A 19,810-nucleotide genomic window follows, 5' to 3' on the forward strand; every position below is an offset into this window, starting at 1 on the left:
GAAACTAGATAAAAAGGAGTTGGAAATGAATTCTAACTTTTCCTACCCAAAATGGGAAGACATTCCAAACATTGACCTCTATCTGGATCAGGTTTTACTTTATGTCAATCAAGTCTGCGCCCCTATCTCTCCAGATAAGGACAAGGGACTAACAGCATCCATGGTCAATAACTATGTCAAACATGGTTACCTGACAAAGCCAGACAAAAAAAAATACCAACGCAAACAGATTGCTCGATTGATTGCCATCACCACTCTCAAGTCTGTCTTTTCAATCCAAGAAATCGCTCAGACACTGAATACTCTACAAAGTCAAGCCAGTTCAGACCAGCTCTACGATGCTTTTGTGGACTACATGAACCATGGGATTGATCCAGATAATCCTATTATCCAAACCAGCTGTCAAACGGTTAAACTCTATCATCAAACTCTAGACTTAATCCTTATCAAAGAAGAGGAGGAAATCCAATGAATACCAGTCTAAAACTCAGTAAAAAGCTCAGTTTTGGAGAGGAAATTGCTAATAGTGTGACCCATGCTGTGGGTGCCGTTATCATGCTCATCTTGCTCCCTATTTCATCCACCTATAGTTATGAAGCACACGGATTTTTATCATCTTTTGGCGTTTCTATTTTTGTTATCAGTCTCTTTCTCATGTTCCTCTCGTCAACCATTTACCACTCTATGGCCTATGGTTCGACCCACAAATACGTCTTGCGAATCATCGACCATTCTATGATTTATGTGGCTATCGCAGGCTCTTACACGCCGGTCGTATTGACTTTGATGAATAACTGGTTTGGCTATCTGATTATTGCCATTCAGTGGGGAACGACCATCTTTGGCATCCTCTATAAAATCTTCGCTAAAAAGGTCAATGAGAAATTCAGCCTTGCCCTTTACCTGATTATGGGCTGGTTGGTTCTGGCTATCATTCCTGCCATTATCAGTCAAACAACACCAATTTTCTGGAGTCTCATGGTAACTGGTGGACTTTGTTATACAGTCGGAGCTGGATTTTACGCTAAGAAAAAACCTTATTTCCACATGATTTGGCATCTCTTTATCCTAGCGGCATCTGCACTTCAATATATCGCGATTGTTTATTACATGTAAAAAAGTTGAGAATCTTTTCTCAACTTTTTTCTTCACACATATTGATAAAATACTGGTGCAAGCCAACATCATCTGTCAATTCTGGATGAAAAGAAGTTACCAGCATATTTTTTTCTTGCGCAGCAACGATTTGATCATCAACTGTTGCTAGAATTTCTACACCCTCTCCAACACTGCTGATAATCGGTCCACGGATAAAAGTCATGGGAATCTGACCGACTCCCTTACATTCTGCCTCTGTATAGAAGCTTCCTAGTTGGCGCCCATAGGCATTGCGCTCTACTACTATGTCCATAGTCGCTAGATGACTTTCTTCCTGAGAAGTGATTTCCTTAGCCAGCAAAATTAAACCAGCACAGGTTCCAAAGACTGGTAATCCAGATAGAATGACTTCTTGGATAGGAATCAACATCTGTTGGTCACGCAAAAGCTTGCCCATGGTTGTAGACTCACCGCCAGGTAATATCAAACCCGACAAATCACTCTGATGTTGCTGAAAATCCTCTAGATTTCTGATTTCAACACTCTCGACTCCTAGTTTATCTAGCACTTTTGCATGCTCTTCAAAGGCTCCCTGCAAGGCTAATATTCCGATTTTCATCTATTTTCCTCGCTCTGCCATGAGAATTTGAATTTCATTCTCATTGATACCAACCATGGCTTCCCCTAGATCTTCAGAGATTTGAGCCAGAATTTGAGGATTTTGGTAGTTGGTTACAGCTTTGACAATAGCACTTGCTCGTTTAACAGGTTCGCCTGACTTGAAAATACCTGAACCGACAAAAACACCCTCTGCCCCCAGTTGCATCATCAACGCAGCATCTGCTGGCGTTGCTACACCTCCGGCTGCAAAGTTGACAACTGGCAATTTTCCATGTTCGTGGACGTATTGGACCAATTCAACAGGAACTTGCAAGTCCTTTGCAGCCACATAGAGTTCATCTTCGCGTAGATTTTGAATACGGCGAATTTCCTGATTCATCATACGCATATGGCGAACGGCTTGAACAATGTCACCTGTCCCCGGTTCTCCTTTGGTACGAATCATGGAAGCTCCTTCAGCGATACGACGCAAGGCTTCACCCAAGTCCTTAGCTCCACAGACAAAAGGAACTTGGAATTCCTTCTTATCCACATGGAAACGGTCATCAGCTGGAGAAAGAACTTCACTCTCATCGATATAGTCAATCTCAATAGCCTCTAAAATCTGAGCTTCTACAAAATGCCCGATTCTAACCTTGGCCATCACTGGAATGCTGACCGCTTCTTGGATTTCCTTAATCATCTTTGGATCACTCATACGGGAAACTCCACCAGCTGCACGAATATCAGCCGGAATCCGCTCCAAGGCCATAACAGCTGCCGCACCAGCAGCCTCTGCGATACGAGCCTGTTCAGGGTTTTGAACGTCCATGATAACCCCACCTTTGAGCATCTGTGCCAAGTTTTTATTTAGTTCATAACGATTTTCAGTCATTTCTTAATCCTCATCATTTGTATTAGTAGCTACCATTTCATTTTAAGGCAGATTAGAAGGAATCACAAGATAAAAAAAGGATAATTGTATGGGTACAGATTGACAGTCAATGAAAATCAAAGAGCAAACTAGGAAGCTAGCCGCAGGCTGTACTTGAGTACGGTAAGGCGAAGCTGACGTGGTTTGAATTTGATTTTCGAAGAGTATAACTAAAAAACTATCTGACCTTAACTTAAGGCCAGATAGCTTAGCTATTATTATTTTTCAGCTGTAAGTGCAGCCATTGTGATGTAATTGTATGGTTTGTTAAAGTGTGGCAAGAAGAATAGGTCTGTCAATGCCAATTTATCAATTGTCACATGCTCTTGGATAGCAAGTGAGAACATGTGAATTCCCATACTGATAGCTGCATCATGTGAAACCATTTGCGCACCAAGAATTTCACGGCTGTCTTTATCAAAAACAATCTTGATGGCAACTTCGTGGTTGTCATGTTTGATAAATTCTGGTTTTTGAAGATCGTTAAATCCAGTTTCAGTTGCATTATAGCCTGCAGCTTTGGCTTTTTCAAGAGTCAAACCAGTTGAAACCATGTGAAGACCGTAGATTGAGATACCGTTTGATCCTTGAACTCCGATTCCTTCCAATTCATGTCCACAAGCGTTATAAGCACCAACGATACCAGTACGTACAGCGTTAGATGCAAGAGCGATGTAGCTTGTATCTTTACGAGCATTGTCATAAACAGTCGCACAGTCACCAACAGCGTATACACCTGGGATAGATGTTTCTTGTTTCTTGTCTACGAGGAAGGCACCGTTACGGAAGAGTTCAATCTTTCCGTCAGCAAGAGCTGTGTTTGGACGGAAACCAACAGCAAGAACCACCATATCTACATCAAATGTTTCTTTGTCTGTTACCAAGCGTTCAACTTTTCCATCACCCTGGATGGCTTTAACTGTTTGACCAAGAGCCAAGCGGATGTTGTGGTCTTCCAAGTTCTTCGCCATCATTTGAGTAAAGTCTTTGTCATAGTAGCCGTTCAAGACAGTGTCTACAATATCTACAAGCACTACTTCTTTTCCAAGACGCTCGAAAGCTTCGGCAAGTTCTACACCGATGTAACCACCACCAACAACGGCAATGCGCTCAAGGTGCTTGCTCTTATCTTCAAGTTTTTCAATAACTTCTTCAGCGTTTTGGTACAATTTAACAAATTGTACATTTTCAAGAGTCGCTTTGAATTCGCGGTTACCCTTAACGATTTCAACACCTTCGATTGGAGGTAAGATTGGAGTTGAACCAGTTGCAAAGATCAATTTGTCATAAGATTCTTTGTGCTCTTTTCCTTCAACTTCTGCAGTCACAACTTTGTTATCGTAGTCAATTGAAAGAACTGGTGAGTTCATGTAAACTTTAGCACCTTTTGCTTCCAATTTTTCTTTATCAGAGTAGAAGAGACCTTCTGGGCCATCAATTTGTTCCCCGATCCAAAGCGCCATTCCACAACCAAGGAATGAAATATTTGAGTTTTGGTCAAATACTACGATTTCGTTCTCATGTCCGAAGTTGTCCAACATCGTATTAATACAAGCTGTACCAGCGTGGTTAGCACCAACTACAACGATTTTACTCATAGAAAAATTCCTACCTTTAATTTTTTATTTACCTCTCTAGTATATCATTTACTGTTAGCGTTTACAAGGTATTTGCTCAGAATTCTCTTTTTTTCAGAAAAAAATACACTTAACATTGATAAATCCAATTTTTCTATCGCTTTCATATTAGTTTTGAGCATATTTCTTGACTTTTTGTCAAAATTTATTTGTGAAAACGCTGACTTTATGATATGCTAGATACATGGAAAGAAAATGTAAGGGGTTTAATTTTTCTTTAACGACCTTATATTGAATGATTTCCTATAAAGAGAAAGGAGCTGGTAGCTTGCCTCTTCATTCACGTTCGGAACGGCTAATGGGAACAACTATCACGATTTCATTAGTAGATGAACAGGCTGATTGCCTACTTCAAGGAGCCTTTGATTTGCTCAAGGAACTCGAATACCGCTTTAACGCCAACAGTCAAGAATCCGAACTGATGGAAATCAACTACCAGGCTGGAATCGCACCTGTTAAGGTTCATCCTGACCTATTTGAACTGATTGCTCTTGGACTTGAGCATAGCCTAGCTCCATCTAGCCATCTAAATATCAGTATTGGTCCCTTGATTCAAACCTGGCGAATCGGTTTTTCAGATGCCCGACTCCCCGAGCTAAACGAAATCGAAGCTGTCTTGCCTATAGTGGACCCGCATTTTATCAAGTTGGATCCGACTAGCTCTACTGTTTTTTTAAAGAAGAAAGGAATGAAGCTTGATTTAGGTTGTTTAGCCAAGGGCTATAGTGCAGATAAGGTTGCCCAGTATTTGAAAGAAAACGGTGTCACCTCTGCCCTGATCAATCTCGGAGGAAATATCCTTACCATCGGGAATAACCAAGCCAAAGAAGGGAAAGCCTGGCAGATTGGGATTCAAGATCCGAGAAATCCTCGTGGCAATCATCTCCTAACTATCCCTGCTTCTAACAAATCCGTTGTCACTTCAGGTATCTATGAACGCCACCTGACAGTAGATGGAAAAGACTATCACCATATCTTTGATAGTGAGACAGGATTCCCTGTCGAAACCGATCTCGCTAGCCTAACGATTATCTCTGATAAATCCGTTGATGGTGAGATATGGACAACACGCCTTTTCGGAGAGCGAAGCGCTTCTATCCTCTGGCAAGTCGAAAGTATAGATGGGATTGAAGCCATCCTCATCGACAAAGAGGGACGCCTTGCATGTTCTTCAGGCCTTCAAAATTGTATTATGTAAAAAGAGAAAGGAAATCTCATGCTAAAACTTATTGCCATTGTTGGAACGAACTCTAAACGTTCTACAAACCGCCAATTGCTCCAATACATGCAAAAACACTTTGCTGATAAAGCTGAAATTGAACTCGTTGAAATCAAGGATATCCCTGTTTTCAACAAACCTGCAGATAAACTTCTTCCCGCTGAAATTCTTGAAATTGCAGCTAAAATTGAAGAAGCTGATGGTGTCATTATCGGTACTCCTGAGTACGACCACTCTATCCCTGCAGTTTTGATGAGCGCTCTTGCTTGGCTATCTTACGGTATCTACCCACTTTTGAATAAACCAATCATGATCACTGGTGCTTCTTACGGTACACTTGGTTCATCTCGTGCCCAATTGCAACTTCGTCAAATCTTGAATGCTCCTGAAATCAAGGCAAATGTTCTTCCAGATGAATTCTTGCTCTCACACTCTCTTCAAGCATTTAACCCAAGTGGTGACTTGGTTGACCTTGACGTCATCAAGAAATTGGATGCAATCTTTGATGACTTCCGTATCTTTGTGAAGATTACTGAAAAATTGCGCAATGCACAAGAATTGCTTCGCAAAGATGCAGAAGAATTTGACTGGGAAAATTTGTAAGATAGGAGACCGAAAGAATGAAATTTGTTGGACTTGTTGGATCAAACTACGATCAATCATATAACCGCAAACTCTTGGAATTTATTCGTCGCAATTTCAAATTCAAATTTGAATTAGAAGTCCTTGAAATCGACGAAGTTCCAATGTTTAACCAAGACGAAAAATGGGACGAAAGCTTCCAATTGCGTTTCTTGTATAACAAGATTACACGTGCTGATGGTGTCATTATCGCTACTCCTGAGCACAACCACACTATCTCAGCTTCACTCAAATCTGTACTCGAATGGCTTTCATACGAAGTTCATCCATTTGAAAACAAGCCTGTTATGATTGTGGGTGCATCATACTATGACCAAGGAACATCACGTGCCCAAGTTCACCTTCGTAAAATCCTTGATGCTCCAGGTGTCAATGCCTACACGCTTCCAGGTAACGAATTCCTTCTTGGTAAAGCTAAGGAAGCTTTTGATAACAACGGAAATATCACTAACGAAGGAACTGTTAAATTCCTTGAAACTTGCTTAGATAACTTTGTAAAATACGTAGGAGTCGTTTCGAAATTGAAAAAACCAAAACCAATCGAACCAGAAGACTTGGATTGTGGAAAACCAATTGCTACAACCATTACGGAAGTTGATCCTGACGATCCAGAATGGGTAGAAAAAGTTGCAGCAATCACTGGAGCTGTTTCTGGTGATACCTATGTCAAATTGGACCACGGTATCTTGACAGTTAACCAAATTGATATGTTCTTGAAAGCTATGCCGTTTGAATTGACATACGCTGACGACAACAACCAATTCCTCTACTACAACAACGCTCACCAAGATCCAGACACCATGTTTGCTAAACGTGTACCACCTCAATCAGGTAGCCGTATGTCGACTGTTCATGGATCCCTCCCACCAGCACGTATGAAGAACGTAGAGTGGGTTATCGGAACACTTCGCAACGGAAACCAAGAATACGTCCGTACGATCGTTCCAGGTTCTCCTGCAGGTGTCATCAACACCCACAACTACCAAGCAATGTACTATCCTGATGGATCATACGCTGGTATCAATGAAATCGTCTTTAACTTCCAACCATGGCTTGACTGGTACCTAAAAGAGACTGGTCAACGTTTGGTGGGTGGTAGCGGACCATTTGCTCCTGCAGCTGGAGGTCATGGAGACGCCGATGCTACTTCTGGCGCTTCTGATTCAGGTGATGCTGGAGGCCACGGTGGTGACGCTGACGCTACATCTGGCGCAAGTAACTAAGAAACCAAAAAGGAGCCAAATGGCTCCTTTTTTTATTACAACAGAAAAGGGGCTTGTAAATCATCTACAAGCCCCTTTCATTTTATGAGTTAGGATCATCTAAACTACGGCCGTGTAAACCTTTTTCACGTTGTACTTGGCGTAGTTTTTCTGGTGTGACGTCATTTCCTTCCTCGTCCACAATTTTGATTCCTTCAATGTGGTGACGAACAGATCGACGATAGCCTTCGATGTACTCCTCACGAAGTTTAGCTTGTTCCACTTTTTCAGCAGAAGTTAAGCCTTCTGTTTTTTTCTTTTTGGCAAGCTCGTTGATACGAGCGATTTTTTTCGGATCCATTTCTTCTCCTTTGTGATAAGATACAGTCCGTTTGACTGAGTTTATTTAGTATTAATTTGGTTGAAACGTGCAAGTTTAGCTGCTTTCTTGGTTAATTGCGACAAGATAGCCAAGCGATTTTGTCGGACAGTCTGATCTTCAGCCATTACCATGGTATTTTCAAAGAAAGCATCAATAACTGGGCTAAGCGTAAAGAGTTGTTCTAATTGCTGACTTGCAGACCCTGACAAAACGAGTGATTCTACGGCTTCTGCCAAGGCTTTCTCTTCTTCATTCTCAAAGAGAGCAGGATCAACAGTATCAGTTCCTTCGGCTTTTTCAGCCAAGTTGAAAGCACGAGAGAGGGATTCGACAGATGGTTTGAAGTCTTCTTTCTTGCTTGCTTCGACAAGAGCACTTGCTACTTCCAGCATATCTGCCACAACAAAGTTTGAACTTGCAAGAACTGCTTCCTTGATATCTTTTGGAGTAGAACCCATCATCTTATCAACACGAGCCTTAATAAAGTCCATAACCTCTGCTTTATTTTCATAAGTCAAGCTGTCAAATTTCAAAGCATAAAGGCTATCGATCAGCTCATCCATAGCAATGTGCCAACCAAAAGTATCCAAGATACGAACTACACCTTGCGTCGCACGACGAAGGGCATAAGGGTCATTAGAACCTGAAGGAATCAAGCCTACTGAGAAGAAACTCAAAATCGTATCCAATTTGTCTGCAATGGCTAGAATGGCTCCTACCTTACTCTCTGGAAGTTCTCCTTCGGCTGATGTAGGCATGTAGTGTTCACGAATAGCAGCCGCAACTGCTGGAGTTTCTCCAGCAAGAAGAGCATATTTCTCTCCCATAATTCCTTGGAGTTCGTCAAATTCACCAACCATACCCGTCAACAAGTCAAACTTGTAAATGGCTGCTGCACGAGCTAGATCAACCGTTTCATCCACTGACAAACCAGCCTTTTCTGCCAAGAGAATGGCAATCTGCCCTGTACGAATCATGTGTTCACGAAGAGAACCAATCTTTTCGTGGAAGGTGACATTGTTTAATTTTTCGACTAGGTCAGAAATAACCAATTTTTGGTCTTCACGCCAGAAGAATTCTCCGTCTTCCAAGCGAGCTACCAAAACTTTTTCATTTCCCTTGATGACATTTTCCAAATGCTCTGCGTTTCCGTTACGAACAGAAATGAAGTTTGGCAAGAGTTTACCTTCTTGATCACGAACAACAAAGTAGCGTTGGTGTTCCTTCATCGAAGTCACCAAGACTTCTTCTGGAACTTCAAGGTATTTGGCATCAAAACTTCCCATAAAGGCAGTTGGGTATTCAACCAAGTTCAAGACTTCATTAAGCAAGTCAGCATCAATTTCGATACGTACGCCTTGTTCAGCTTCGATTGCTTTGATTTGGTCAACAATCATTTGCTCACGTTCACGTGGATCCGCGATTACAAACTGTTCACGAAGGTCTTCTTCATAGCTCAATGCTGACTGAATATTGGTTTCTTGTCCCAAGAAACGATGGCCACGACTCACACGACCGCCCTTGATATCAAGGAAATCCAAATCAAACTCTTGCTCGTCCAAGAGAACTGTCAAAGTGTGTACAGGGCGGATATATTCAAAAGTGTTGTTAGCCCAGTGCATGCTGACAGGGAAAGTTAGTGACTTCAAGACGTCTACTACACCTGGAACAATGGCTTCAACTGGTTGCCCCACTTCTTCCTTGGTAACATAGACATATTCTTCACCCTTGATTTCACGGAATTCAATATCTTCAACTGTCAAGCCTTTCCCACGGACAAATCCTTGAGCTGCTTTGGTGAAGTTTCCATCACTATCCAAGGCAATTTTCTTTGCTGGTCCCTTGAAATCTTCTGTCAAATCAGACTGTTTGTCTGCAAGTCCAGTCATACGAACAGCCAACCGACGTGGTGTTGAGAAGGTTTGAATGGCTTCAAAAGACAGGCGATTTTCCTTGAGGAAGGCTGCCATTTTTTCACCTAGTTGTTTTTCACTTGGAGTTACTACGTAGGCTGGTAACTCTTCAAGACCGAGTTCTACTAATAAGTTTTTTGTCATGTTTTTTCTCCGAAAAGTATCTTTTTATTTTCCAGTTTGCCTTATGTGATTGGCACGCAAGCAACCAACTTCGTTGTTTCATTTCTAAAATTGGAGCCGAAAGTCTCCAATTTTGCCTAGTATCCTTAGCTTCACTAAGGATACCTTCATCACTGCGGCAACTGGATCAAGGCTCACTCTGTTCGCCCATTTTCGTAAACCGTCACTCTCTTTATTCTGCGTCTTCTGCTAGAAGTTTAGCTCGTGTTGCTTCATCCAAAAGTGGGTAGCCTAGGCGTTTGCGTTCTGCAACAAAGGTTTTGGCTACGACACGGGCCAAGTTGCGGATACGAGCGATATAGCCTGCACGCTCCGTTACGGAAACGGCACCACGCGCATCAAGCAGATTAAAGGTGTGTGAACATTTGAGAACATAGTCATAGGCAGGGTGAACCAAGCCTTCTTCTAATGCACGACCAGCTTCCTTTTCAAACTTATCAAAGTTTTCCAGCAACATTTCTTGGTCCGAAATTTCAAATGAATATTTTGAGTGCTCATACTCAGGCTGGATAAAGATTTCTCCGTATTTTACACCATCAGCCCACTCGATATCATAGACAGAGTCTACTTCTTGGATGTAAGAAGCCAAACGTTCCAAACCATAGGTAACTTCCGCAGTCACAGGGCCAGTTGCCAATCCACCAACTTGTTGGAAATAAGTGAACTGAGTGATTTCCATTCCATCAAGCCAAACTTCCCAACCGAGACCAGCTGAACCAGTCGATGGATTTTCCCAGTTATCTTCAACGAAGCGGATATCGTGTTCCAAAGGATTGATACCCAATTTTTCCAAAGACTCAAGGTAAAGTTCCTGGATATTTGATGGAGAAGGCTTCATAACCACCTGAAATTGGTGGTGTTGGTAGAGACGGTTAGGGTTTTCCCCGTAACGACCGTCAGCAGGACGACGTGATGGCTCTACATAAGCCGCATTCCATGGCTCAGGCCCAATAGCACGAAGGAAAGTGTAAGGACTCATTGTACCTGCACCTTTTTCATTATCATAAGCCTGCATCAGCATACAACCTTGGTCATTCCAAAATTGTTGCAAAGTCAAAATAATTTCTTGAAATGTTAATTTCTTAGACATTGTTTACTCCTTTAGTTTTTATATTTCTTTTTCAATTAATTTCTGCTGAACAAACCAATTTAACAAGGGAAGAGTTTTATCTGTGTTTGCCCATAGATGATAAGAATCGAAGACCGCTTGTACACTACCTAGATTTTCTACCAACTTATCTACTGTCAAAAAACTACGCCAGTATTCGTAAAAAATACTTGCATAGTTCTTATCATAAGTAGAGGAACCAAAATCATTCAATGAATGCCAACCATACTTCTTCTGATAAAGTTCTACGAGAGATTGATTACAAATTTTTTCCGCTTGAAATTCCTCTTCTGTCAAGAAATACTTGCGACTAATATATTCAACCATCCCTTCTTCAAACCAGATGTAAGAGTCGTAACCATCAAAATCATCTGAAAAATGCTCCGACCAATGAGCTAACTCATGTCCTACAATCTGTAAGAGGAAATTTTCAGATAAAGAATGATAGTGACTTTCTATTGCTTGAGTTTGCTGAGAACACTCGTAGTCCATCAACTGATACAAATACAGCTCTTTCCAAACAGTTAAATCAGGCATCATAACCATTCGTCTATTATTTGTATAGGCAGGAACAGGAATTTCCCTAATAATCTGTGTAGCAGCATTAAAATCTGACCAAATGATGGCTTGCGGTAAATCGTAGACTGCAAGTTCATTCTTTAAAAAAGATTGATAAGCCTCCAACTTTTCAGTATTTCTTAATACAAAATTACGAAATGCAACTAGTTGGCTATCATCTTTTACAAGATAAAGATTATCCACGACTCTCCTTTCTTTTACACACATAGGCTGAATAAACAAAAGAACCGCATCCGACAATCCTAGGTTGATTTAACCTAGGGGCGTCAGAAACGCGGTTCCACCCTAATTTATTACTTCATTGTTTTTAAAAATACGACAGAAAGCGCCAGTTTCTTATTTTGTCCTACTTGGCTCCCACTATCCCAAGCTCGCTTAAAGAACGCCATAAGACTTTCTTTCTTGTTGATTATTATATCAGAAAGAGAGAAAATTTACAATTCTTTTTCTTACTTTCTAAAAATCCATCTCATCCACACGAGGTGCACCAGAAGTCACTGAGATAGTCTTTAGGACCTCTCGCTCTTCTTTGCTGAGTTCAATCCCAAAACAGTCAAGATTGCTTTGGATGCGAGAGGCTGTTACTGACTTAGGTAACGGTAAAAACTCTTCTGCCAAACTCCAAGCCAAGGCGATTTGAGCCACTGATTTCCCATGCTTAGCAGCAATTTCTTGGACTTCTTTCTTATCAAACAACTCTCCTTGCCCAAATGGTCCCCAAGCCTCTAAGAGAATTCCTTTCTCTTTACAGTAGTCAACCACTTCCTCTTGATAAACTCCTGGTGCCAAGCGTACCTGATTGACTGCCGGGATGATTCTTGCTGTCTCAAGCAAGGCTTCCAAATGATGAGGAAGGAAATTACTAACGCCGATAGCACGGATTTTTCCTTCTTGGTAAAGGTCCTCCATAGCTCTCCAGACTTCAGCATTGCGAGTTTTCCATTCGTCATTTTCTCTTAAAGGTTTTGGATTTGGCCAATGGATAAGGTACAAATCTAGATAATCCAATCCCAGTTTTTCCATTGATTCTTCAAATGCTTGGCAAGCTTCATCATAGCTGTGATTAGTATTCCAGAGTTTGGTCGTTACAAAAATTTCTTGTCTTGGAATACCGCTATCTCGAATAGCACGACCAACACTTTCCTCATTTTTATAGATAGCTGCAGTATCGATATGTCGATAACCATCCTTTAAGGCTTCTAAAACGGCTTGGTAGGCTACCTCTCCATTTTCAGCTTTCCATGTTCCAAATCCTAGTACAGGAATTGAAACTCCATTATTAAGGGTGTAAGATTTCATCGTTTTTCCTTTCTATGTGAAGAAAATCTAAAGAAACAAAATCCTGATTATCAGAACACTTGCTCCTTTAGATTTTAACAATTATTGATCACGATCGTAATAGATCTCGTGAGCTTTTAAGCGAGAATTGAGCAATTCAGGAACGGTCACAAATGTATACCCTTCACCCTTTAGATACTCAATGACACTTGGTAGAGAATTAACTGAAGGACCATGGATATCATGCATGAGGATGATAGAACCATTGCGAACCTGACGTTGAATCTCTGTCAAAATGGCTGTCTCATTTTTACTCTTCCAGTCCAAACTATCCACATCCCACATGATGAAGCTTAAATCAAGGCCATTTCGAATATCATCAGTGATGGCACCATAAGGTGGGCGCATCAGTTTAGAGCTTGATCCTAAAATTTGAGTTAACAAATCTTCTGTATCAGTGATTTGCTTTTTAGCATCTTCGAGCGAAAGTTGTGAAAGAACGGGATGACTCCAGCTGTGGTTTCCTACAACATGACCTTCTGATTTCATTCGTTTTAGAAGATTTTCATTACCTGCTATGTTTTTACCAAGTACAAAGAAGGTTGCTTTTACACCATATTTAGCTAAAGTATCCAAAGCCTGCGTAGTTGTACTAGGATTTGGACCATCATCAAAGGTCAAGGCTACAACTTTTTTATTTTTCTTAGCAAAGTATGCTTGGTAGAGTTCAGCATCCTTTTCTAATAGATAAGAAGACTCAATGACATCAAAGAAACTGGATATGGGCAAAGCAATTTCCTCAACAGTCTCTCCAGCATTAGCAGGATAAAGGATGATTTGACTATCCTTATAATCAAAGCTCCAAGATGTCAATTCTTGGTCTGTGAAGCTCTTTATAACTTGATCAATTTTTGCCTGGTCAAGTTTCTTATCTTCTAGAGTTGATTTGATTTGACTCAGTAAAAGTTCCTTAGACTTGCTTGCATCTTTGAAGAGTTTACTGAGGTCAAAAGCTTTCCCATCTTCAGTCAAGAAAATTTTCCCTAAAGAAGTCTTTTCTTTTTCTTCAACCTTTGATGCAGACAAATCGTAGACTTGCTTACTGATACTACGAGCAACAACTCCCTTTAAGACAGGATCCAACTGTTCAGTATAATAAAAGACCAAATCCTCTTTATCTTCCAGCTTTTCTTTGATATCCTGGTTGATTTTTTCTCTAACAGACGCAATGACTTCCTCTCCTTGCAGAGGGTAGTAGGCAATCACCTCAGCTTGACCTTTTCGAAAATGGTCCTTCTGACTACCTGAGTTGAATTGCTGGTCCTTTTCGCTCTTCAGCGCTTCAATTTTTTGTTCGTAAGATTGTTTTTGTAGTAGCTTATAACCAATAGCACTCCCTAATAGAATCGTAGCAATTCCAAAGATTCCAACAAGGGAAAGCAATAGCCTTCTCGTTTTATCGTGAGAAACACGTTTCGCTCTATTTTTTTTCATATTTCCATCATATCAAATCGAGGCTATTATTTCAATGATAAACAGGGATTCTGTCTTTTTTTAAAAAAAGTTTCATAAAATCCTGTGATGAAAAGTAACAAAACAACTCATAAGAAAGAATCTTATGAATTTAGTAGAACTTATGATTTTTTATACAACCAAAGAATTGTAAAGCCATCGATTTCGTCGTTCAACTTTTCACATACATATGACCAATAAAAAGATTCTTTACAATCTTTTAATCTGTGGTTCAGATTTAAAACACCACTGTAATCTCTGTAAATTCCTGTTTTTTCATTTTTAAGAGAAACGATCCAATCATTCCTTGTGTTAATACTATCTTTTTAACTGTTTTTTAAAGACAGTAACAAAATTATTAATACAATGAAATTTCCCTACTTACTTAAATAAAAAATTAAAGACTAATAACAGCATCCTCAAAGTTATCAAGCGTAACTCTTTTAACTTCTATAATTTTGAAAATTTTAAAAATAGAATTCTTATCACTTTGCATATCAAAAAAGAGAGGACCAAATGATCCTCTCCAAGATATGACTCTTTTTAACCTACTTCAATTTGCACTGTGTCTTTTGCTACTAAATGAGATTAGTCTTCTTTTCTTCGTTTAGTTGCAACAAGACCTGCACCTAAAGCTAGAAGAGCTAAACCTGCTGCTAATGCAGCTTGTCCAGATTCGCTTCCAGTGTTTGGTAGGTTAGGATTTTCTGATCCAGATTCACTTCCAGTGTTTGGTAGGTTAGGATTTTCTGGTTCAGTTTGGTCCGTTACTACTAACTTACCATCCTTAAACTCAACCTGATTTCCACTAGCATTTACCACTGTTACAGTTCCGTCGTAGTTAACTTGGAATGTAATATCTGTTACTGCTAAGTATCCAGTTGGAGCGGCTTCTTCATGGAAAGTATATACTCCTGGAGTCAAATCAAGTACATGTGATTGATTGGCTTTTGAAGTCCATTCAGCCACAGGATTACCTGCAACTTTTTCTCCACGGAAAATTTGGATTTTTGCACCCGCGATTTCTTCACCCGCTAGATTTACCTTACTGAAGGTAATCGTACGTGGACTGTCATCATCTTTATCGGTTACAGTTACTGTTGAGCCGTTGGTTACAACTTTGTTGTCTTCACCCTTAGCGTCTTTCTCGCCGACATTGGTTACTTCTACTGTGCCATCGTGTTTGACTTGGAAAGTGATGTCCGTTACTTTGAGGTAACCAGTTGGGGCTGCTTCCTCATGGAAGGTGTAAGTGCCTGGAGCCAAGTTGAGATCTTTAGACTTACCAGCTTCTGAAGTCCAGCTTTCTACAGCTGTACCTTCTGCCTTATCGCCCTTGTAGATCTTGATTTGAGCGCCTGCGATTTCTGTTCCACCAAGGTTAACCTTGCTGAAGGTAATCGTACGTGGTAGGTCATCGTCTTTGTCGGTTACAGTTACTGTTGAGCCGTTGGTTACGACTTTGTTGTCTTCACCCTTAGCGTCTTTCTCGCCGACATTGGTTACTTCTACTGTGCCATCGTGTTTGACTTGGAAAGTGATGTCCGTTACTTTGAGGTAACCAGTTGGGGCTGCTTCCTCATGGAAGGTGTAAGTGCCTGGAGCCAAGTTGAGATCTTTAGACTTACCAGCTTCTGAAGTCCAGCTTTCTACAGCTGTACCTTCTGCCTTATCGCCCTTGTAGATCTTGATTTGAGCGCCCGCGATTTCTGTTCCACCAAGGCTAACCTTACTGAAGGTAATCGTACGTGGTAGATCATCGTCTTTGTCGGTTACAGTTACTTTGGAACCATCGGTTACGACCTTGTTGTCTTCACCCTTAGAGTCTTTTTCACCAACGTTGGTCACTTCCACTGTGCCATCGTGTTTGACTTGGAAAGTGATGTCCGTTACTTTGAGGTAACCAGTTGGAGCGGCTTCCTCATAGAAGGTGTAAGTACCTGGGGCCAAGTTGAGATCTTTAGACTTACCAGCTTCGGATGTCCAGCTTTCTACAGCTGTGCCTTCTGCCTTATCGCCTTTGTAGATCTTAATCTCTGCACCAGCGATTTCTGTTCCACCAAGGCTAACCTTGCTGAAGGTGATCTTACGTGGTAGATCATCGTCTTTGTCGGTTACAGTTACTTTGGAACCATCGGTTACGACCTTGTTGTCTTCACCCTTAGAGTCTTTTTCACCAACGTTGGTCACTTCCACTGTGCCATCGTGTTTGACTTGGAAAGTGATGTCCGTTACTTTGAGGTAACCAGTTGGAGCGGCTTCCTCATGGAAGGTGTAAGTGCCTGGAGCCAAGTTCAAGTCTTTAGACTTACCAGCTTCTGAAGTCCAGCTTTCTACAGCTGTGCCTTCTGCCTTATCGCCCTTGTAGATCTTGATTTGAGCACCTGCGATTTCTGTTCCACCAAGGTTAACTTTACTGAAAGTAATGGCTTTTGGACTATCATCGTCTTTATCCGTTACTGTAACAGTTGAGCCGTTGGTTACGATCTTGTTGTCTTCACCCTTAGAGTCTTTTTCACCAACGTTGGTCACTTCCACTGTGCCATCGTGTTTGACTTGGAAAGTGATGTCCGTTACTTTGAGGTAACCAGTTGGAGCGGCTTCCTCATGGAAGGTGTAAGTACCTGGGGCCAAGTTGAGATCTTTAGACTTACCAGCTTCAGATGTCCAGCTTTCTACGGCTGTGCCTTCTGCCTTATCGCCTTTGTAGATCTTAATCTCTGCACCAGCGATTTCTGTTCCACCAAGGCTAACCTTACTAAAGGTAATCTTACGTGGACTATCGTCATCTTTATCAGTGACTTTGATTGTTGAACCATCGGTTACGACTGTATTGTCCTCGCCTTTAGCATCCTTAGTACCAACATTCGTCACTTTAACTGTTCCATCATAGTTAACTTTGAAAGTGATATCCGTTACTTTGAGGTATCCAGTTGGGGCTGCTTCCTCATGGAAGGTGTAAGTACCTGGGGCCAAGCTCAATTCTTTAGACTTACCAGCTTCTGAAGTCCAGCTTTCTACGGCTGTGCCTTCTGCCTTATCGCCTTTGAAGATCTTGATTTGTGCTCCTGCGATTTCAACCCCACCAAGACTAATTTTACTGAACGTGATTTTACGAGCTACATCGTCATCTTTATCAGTAACTGTCAGAGTTGAATTTTGGGCTACAACACGATTGTCTTCACCTTTAGAATCTTTTTCACCTACTTTTGTCACTTCAACAGTACCGTTAGGTTTAACTTGGAAAGTGATATCCGTTACTTTGAGGTAACCAGTTGGGGCTGCTTCCTCATGGAAAGTGTAGATGCCTGGTTCAAGATTCAATTGCTTAGGTTGGTCAGTTGAAGTCCAGCTTTCTACGGCTGTACCTTCAGCTTTTTCGCCCTTGTAGATCTTAATCTGTGCACCAGCGATTTCATTTCCTCCAAGATTGACTTTACTGAAGGTAATTTCTTTTGGAGTTGTATCTTCTTTGTCAGTGATTGACAAAACAGAACCAGTTGTTACGACAGTATCTGTTGTACCTTTTTTGACAATTGTAATAGAACCATCAGCATTGACCGTGAAGGTAACATCATCAACATACTGATACCCATCTGGAGCATAGGACTCTGTTAGAGTATAGGTACCAGGAGCTAATTTAATCACTTTAGAAGTATTAGCTTCTGTTGTCCAGTCTGCTACAGGCTGAGCTTCTGGTCTCACACGATTTCCGCTGTAGATTTTAAGTTCGGCACCTGGGATTTCTTTCCCATTTGGATCCACCTTTTTGAGAGTAATTTCTTTTTCAGTTGGTGTCTTCGGAGGTGTCTTCTTATTTTCAATTCGACGTTCTACAGATTTATCTGAGCCAAACTCATCTGGAGAAATTTTAATATCTTCAGTTAGTTTGTCATAGCCAAAAGGAGCCGTTACTTCCCGAATTGTATAGTTGTCTCGCAACAATTTACCTACACTAGCGTTACCATCAGAATCTGTTGTCAATCGTCCAACAACAGCTTGGTTTCGATCACGAATCACTTCAAAAACTGCACCTTGCAATGGTTGACCTGCTTCGTCTACCTTATGAATTTTAATGGTGAAAACATATCCTTCCGCAACACCACCTGCAATCTGGTAGGTACGTGTGCTGGTTGATTGTTCATTCTCACTACCATTGTAGCTCATGTTGGCTACGTTCGTGATTTCCTCACCATCAACTAAATCATAATTTGCTTTAGCTTGATATTCAATCATATAACCAAAACCATTAGTGTCTCCTAAAGGAAGAGTGAAACCATCACCATTCGCATTTACCACTAGTTGGTTTTTAAAGGTTTCGGTCATATCCTGAGCATTGGACCATTTCCAGTCTCCGTTGTTCCAGCTCCAATCTACTTTATAAATACGAAAAGTATCTTGCAGGAATGTCATATTTGGAGATGAGAAGTCATCTTTGATAGTGACATTACTATAATCAGCCATATTTCGGTTTACAGTAATATTGTAACGAATTACATTGTTAGGATCTCCTCCCTGTTGAAATGAACTCTTTTCGATTTTCGAGTCATATTTTCCTGGAGGGCCATTATACCGAACTTTCCCTGCAGGTAGCACTTTACTTCCTACAGTAATATTAACATCGATGTCTCTGGCTTCAGTCACCACACTATGGTCAATTCTCACATAGACAAAAAATTTACCACGTACACCTGATTTATTCTCTACGAAATCAGTGTAAGTGAGCGTAATCGTTTTGCTAGTTGCGTCTAAACGACCTGTAGCTACAAGGTTATTAGAGGCATCCCGTAGTTCAATGTCTGATGAATTAGCAAAAGCAATTTCAGATGGTAACTGAAGTGTTGTTGTGTCACCTTCACGTACCGTATTATCTGGCAAAACAAAATCTGCAGTAAGACGAAAATCTTGCCAAATATCCAATCCTTGCGTTAAAGCTTCACCAGATTTGTTCTCAACACCAACATTAGTGATCACATCATTATACTCTGTCGCATGTACTTGCGTCAGAGGGGCAAATGATTGGAGAATAACTCCCAAACAAAGAATAAGGATCTGAATCCAAGATCTTATTTTCTTGTTCATTTAATCTTCCTTTCTTAATAATATTCAATTGTAAATGTACAATGTAATTGTAAACTAATTGATTGTCCCCAACTAATCACCATTTCCCTTTTTCAAGTAAAAATTGATAGCTACATTACTTTCATATTTTATCATACTATTTAAAAAAAGGCTAGAAACATCAAACATTTTTTAAAATTTATTTTACTATTTAAAATTCATATTTTCTTATCGAATTCCCCATCAATTTATTGTATCGTTTTCTCCTATCATCGAAACAGAATCTGGTATATTTTACCGCCATTTTTTAAAAAATAAGTTCATCTCATTTTCGATACCAGATAGTGTTTTTATCATTTTGGTTATCTGATTTCACAAACGTTAAATTGCTCTAGAGAGAATACTTCTACCTATTAAAAAGACCAGGTTTCCCTGGTCTTTCTGAGATACAATTAGAAGAAA

Annotated in this window: 15 protein-coding genes and 1 pseudogene; 6 read left to right on the top strand and 10 right to left on the bottom strand. The window is 40.6% G+C overall.

Translation table 11 applies throughout. The annotated features are described in order from the left end of the window. The first annotated feature begins 25 nt into the window (after positions 1–25). Both TZ92_RS08015 and trhA read left to right on the top strand, forming a co-directional pair. A complete protein-coding gene (locus TZ92_RS08015) occupies positions 26–472 on the top strand; it encodes a DUF1836 domain-containing protein (protein ID WP_045594969.1) in 447 nt (148 codons plus the stop codon). Then, a complete protein-coding gene (gene trhA, locus TZ92_RS08020; RefSeq protein ID WP_001097972.1) occupies positions 469–1,116 on the top strand; it encodes a PAQR family membrane homeostasis protein TrhA in 648 nt (215 codons plus the stop codon). Before TZ92_RS08015 ends, trhA begins: the two co-directional genes overlap by 4 nt. Positions 1,117–1,135: 19 nt before the next feature. On the opposite strand, the gene pdxT is transcribed toward trhA, so the two are convergent. The 3 genes from pdxT to nox form a co-directional block, all read right to left on the bottom strand. Then, positions 1,136–1,717, bottom strand: a complete 582-nt coding sequence (pdxT, locus tag TZ92_RS08025) for a pyridoxal 5'-phosphate synthase glutaminase subunit PdxT (protein WP_033629991.1) — start codon at positions 1,715–1,717, stop codon at positions 1,136–1,138. Next, complete coding sequence (gene pdxS / locus TZ92_RS08030) at positions 1,718–2,593, bottom strand: pyridoxal 5'-phosphate synthase lyase subunit PdxS (RefSeq protein ID WP_033629992.1); 876 nt, start codon at positions 2,591–2,593, stop codon at positions 1,718–1,720. It lies immediately after the preceding gene. A gap of 257 nt (positions 2,594–2,850) precedes the next feature. Next, positions 2,851–4,230, bottom strand: coding sequence for a H2O-forming NADH oxidase (gene nox, locus TZ92_RS08035; RefSeq protein ID WP_000036761.1), 1,380 nt, complete (start codon positions 4,228–4,230; stop codon positions 2,851–2,853). Positions 4,231–4,537: 307 nt separating this feature from the next. On the opposite strand from nox, the gene TZ92_RS08040 reads away from it, so the two are divergent. Genes TZ92_RS08040 through TZ92_RS08050 form a run of 3 tightly spaced genes read left to right on the top strand, consistent with a single transcriptional unit; the run spans position 4,538 to position 7,353 of the window. Continuing rightward, positions 4,538–5,467, top strand: a complete 930-nt coding sequence (locus TZ92_RS08040; RefSeq protein WP_033630207.1) for an FAD:protein FMN transferase — start codon at positions 4,538–4,540, stop codon at positions 5,465–5,467. A gap of 18 nt (positions 5,468–5,485) precedes the next feature. Next, entirely contained in the window at positions 5,486–6,091 is a 606-nt protein-coding gene (locus tag TZ92_RS08045; protein WP_000915930.1) for an NADPH-dependent FMN reductase, read from the top strand. Between the two features lie 17 nt (positions 6,092–6,108). Beyond that, positions 6,109–7,353, top strand: a complete 1,245-nt coding sequence (locus tag TZ92_RS08050) for an NAD(P)H-dependent oxidoreductase (RefSeq protein ID WP_000673672.1) — start codon at positions 6,109–6,111, stop codon at positions 7,351–7,353. Positions 7,354–7,435: 82 nt separating this feature from the next. Here TZ92_RS08050 and TZ92_RS08055 read toward each other — a convergent pair whose 3' ends face one another. The 6 genes from TZ92_RS08055 to pgdA all read right to left on the bottom strand — a co-directional run bounded on the left by TZ92_RS08055 (position 7,436) and on the right by pgdA (position 14,269). Further along, a complete protein-coding gene (locus tag TZ92_RS08055; RefSeq protein ID WP_000371291.1) occupies positions 7,436–7,693 on the bottom strand; it encodes a DUF896 family protein in 258 nt (85 codons plus the stop codon). A gap of 41 nt (positions 7,694–7,734) precedes the next feature. Beyond that, the gene (glyS, locus tag TZ92_RS08060) at positions 7,735–9,771 is read right to left on the bottom strand and encodes a glycine--tRNA ligase subunit beta (RefSeq protein ID WP_033629993.1); all 2,037 of its coding nucleotides are present in this window, start codon (positions 9,769–9,771) and stop codon (positions 7,735–7,737) included. Positions 9,772–9,982: 211 nt separating this feature from the next. Continuing rightward, positions 9,983–10,900: a glycine--tRNA ligase subunit alpha gene (gene glyQ, locus TZ92_RS08065; protein WP_000038733.1), complete on the bottom strand. Its 918-nt coding sequence runs from the start codon at positions 10,898–10,900 to the stop codon at positions 9,983–9,985. Between the two features lie 18 nt (positions 10,901–10,918). Then, positions 10,919–11,680: an elongation factor Tu gene (locus tag TZ92_RS08070; protein WP_033629994.1), complete on the bottom strand. Its 762-nt coding sequence runs from the start codon at positions 11,678–11,680 to the stop codon at positions 10,919–10,921. A 273-nt stretch (positions 11,681–11,953) separates the two neighbouring features. Next, a complete protein-coding gene (locus TZ92_RS08075) occupies positions 11,954–12,796 on the bottom strand; it encodes an aldo/keto reductase (protein WP_033629995.1) in 843 nt (280 codons plus the stop codon). An 81-nt stretch (positions 12,797–12,877) separates the two neighbouring features. Next, positions 12,878–14,269 carry a peptidoglycan-N-acetylglucosamine deacetylase PgdA gene (gene pgdA / locus TZ92_RS08080; protein ID WP_045594973.1) on the bottom strand — a complete coding sequence of 464 codons (1,392 nt, stop codon included), beginning with the start codon at positions 14,267–14,269 and terminating at the stop codon, positions 12,878–12,880. 400 nt (positions 14,270–14,669) lie between these two features. Here pgdA and TZ92_RS10400 point away from each other — a divergent pair. Continuing rightward, positions 14,670–14,807 (top strand): annotated as a pseudogene (locus TZ92_RS10400) (ISL3 family transposase); the annotation flags it as partial. A 68-nt stretch (positions 14,808–14,875) separates the two neighbouring features. Here TZ92_RS10400 and TZ92_RS08085 read toward each other — a convergent pair. Then, positions 14,876–19,369 (bottom strand): SpaA isopeptide-forming pilin-related protein, encoded by a 4,494-nt coding sequence (locus TZ92_RS08085; protein WP_045594974.1) that lies wholly within the window; start codon positions 19,367–19,369, stop codon positions 14,876–14,878. Positions 19,370–19,810: the final 441 nt, after the last annotated feature.

Origin of the sequence: Streptococcus oralis subsp. oralis (assembly GCF_000960035.1) — a bacterium.
GTDB classification, from domain to species: Bacteria; Bacillota; Bacilli; order Lactobacillales; family Streptococcaceae; genus Streptococcus; species Streptococcus oralis_G.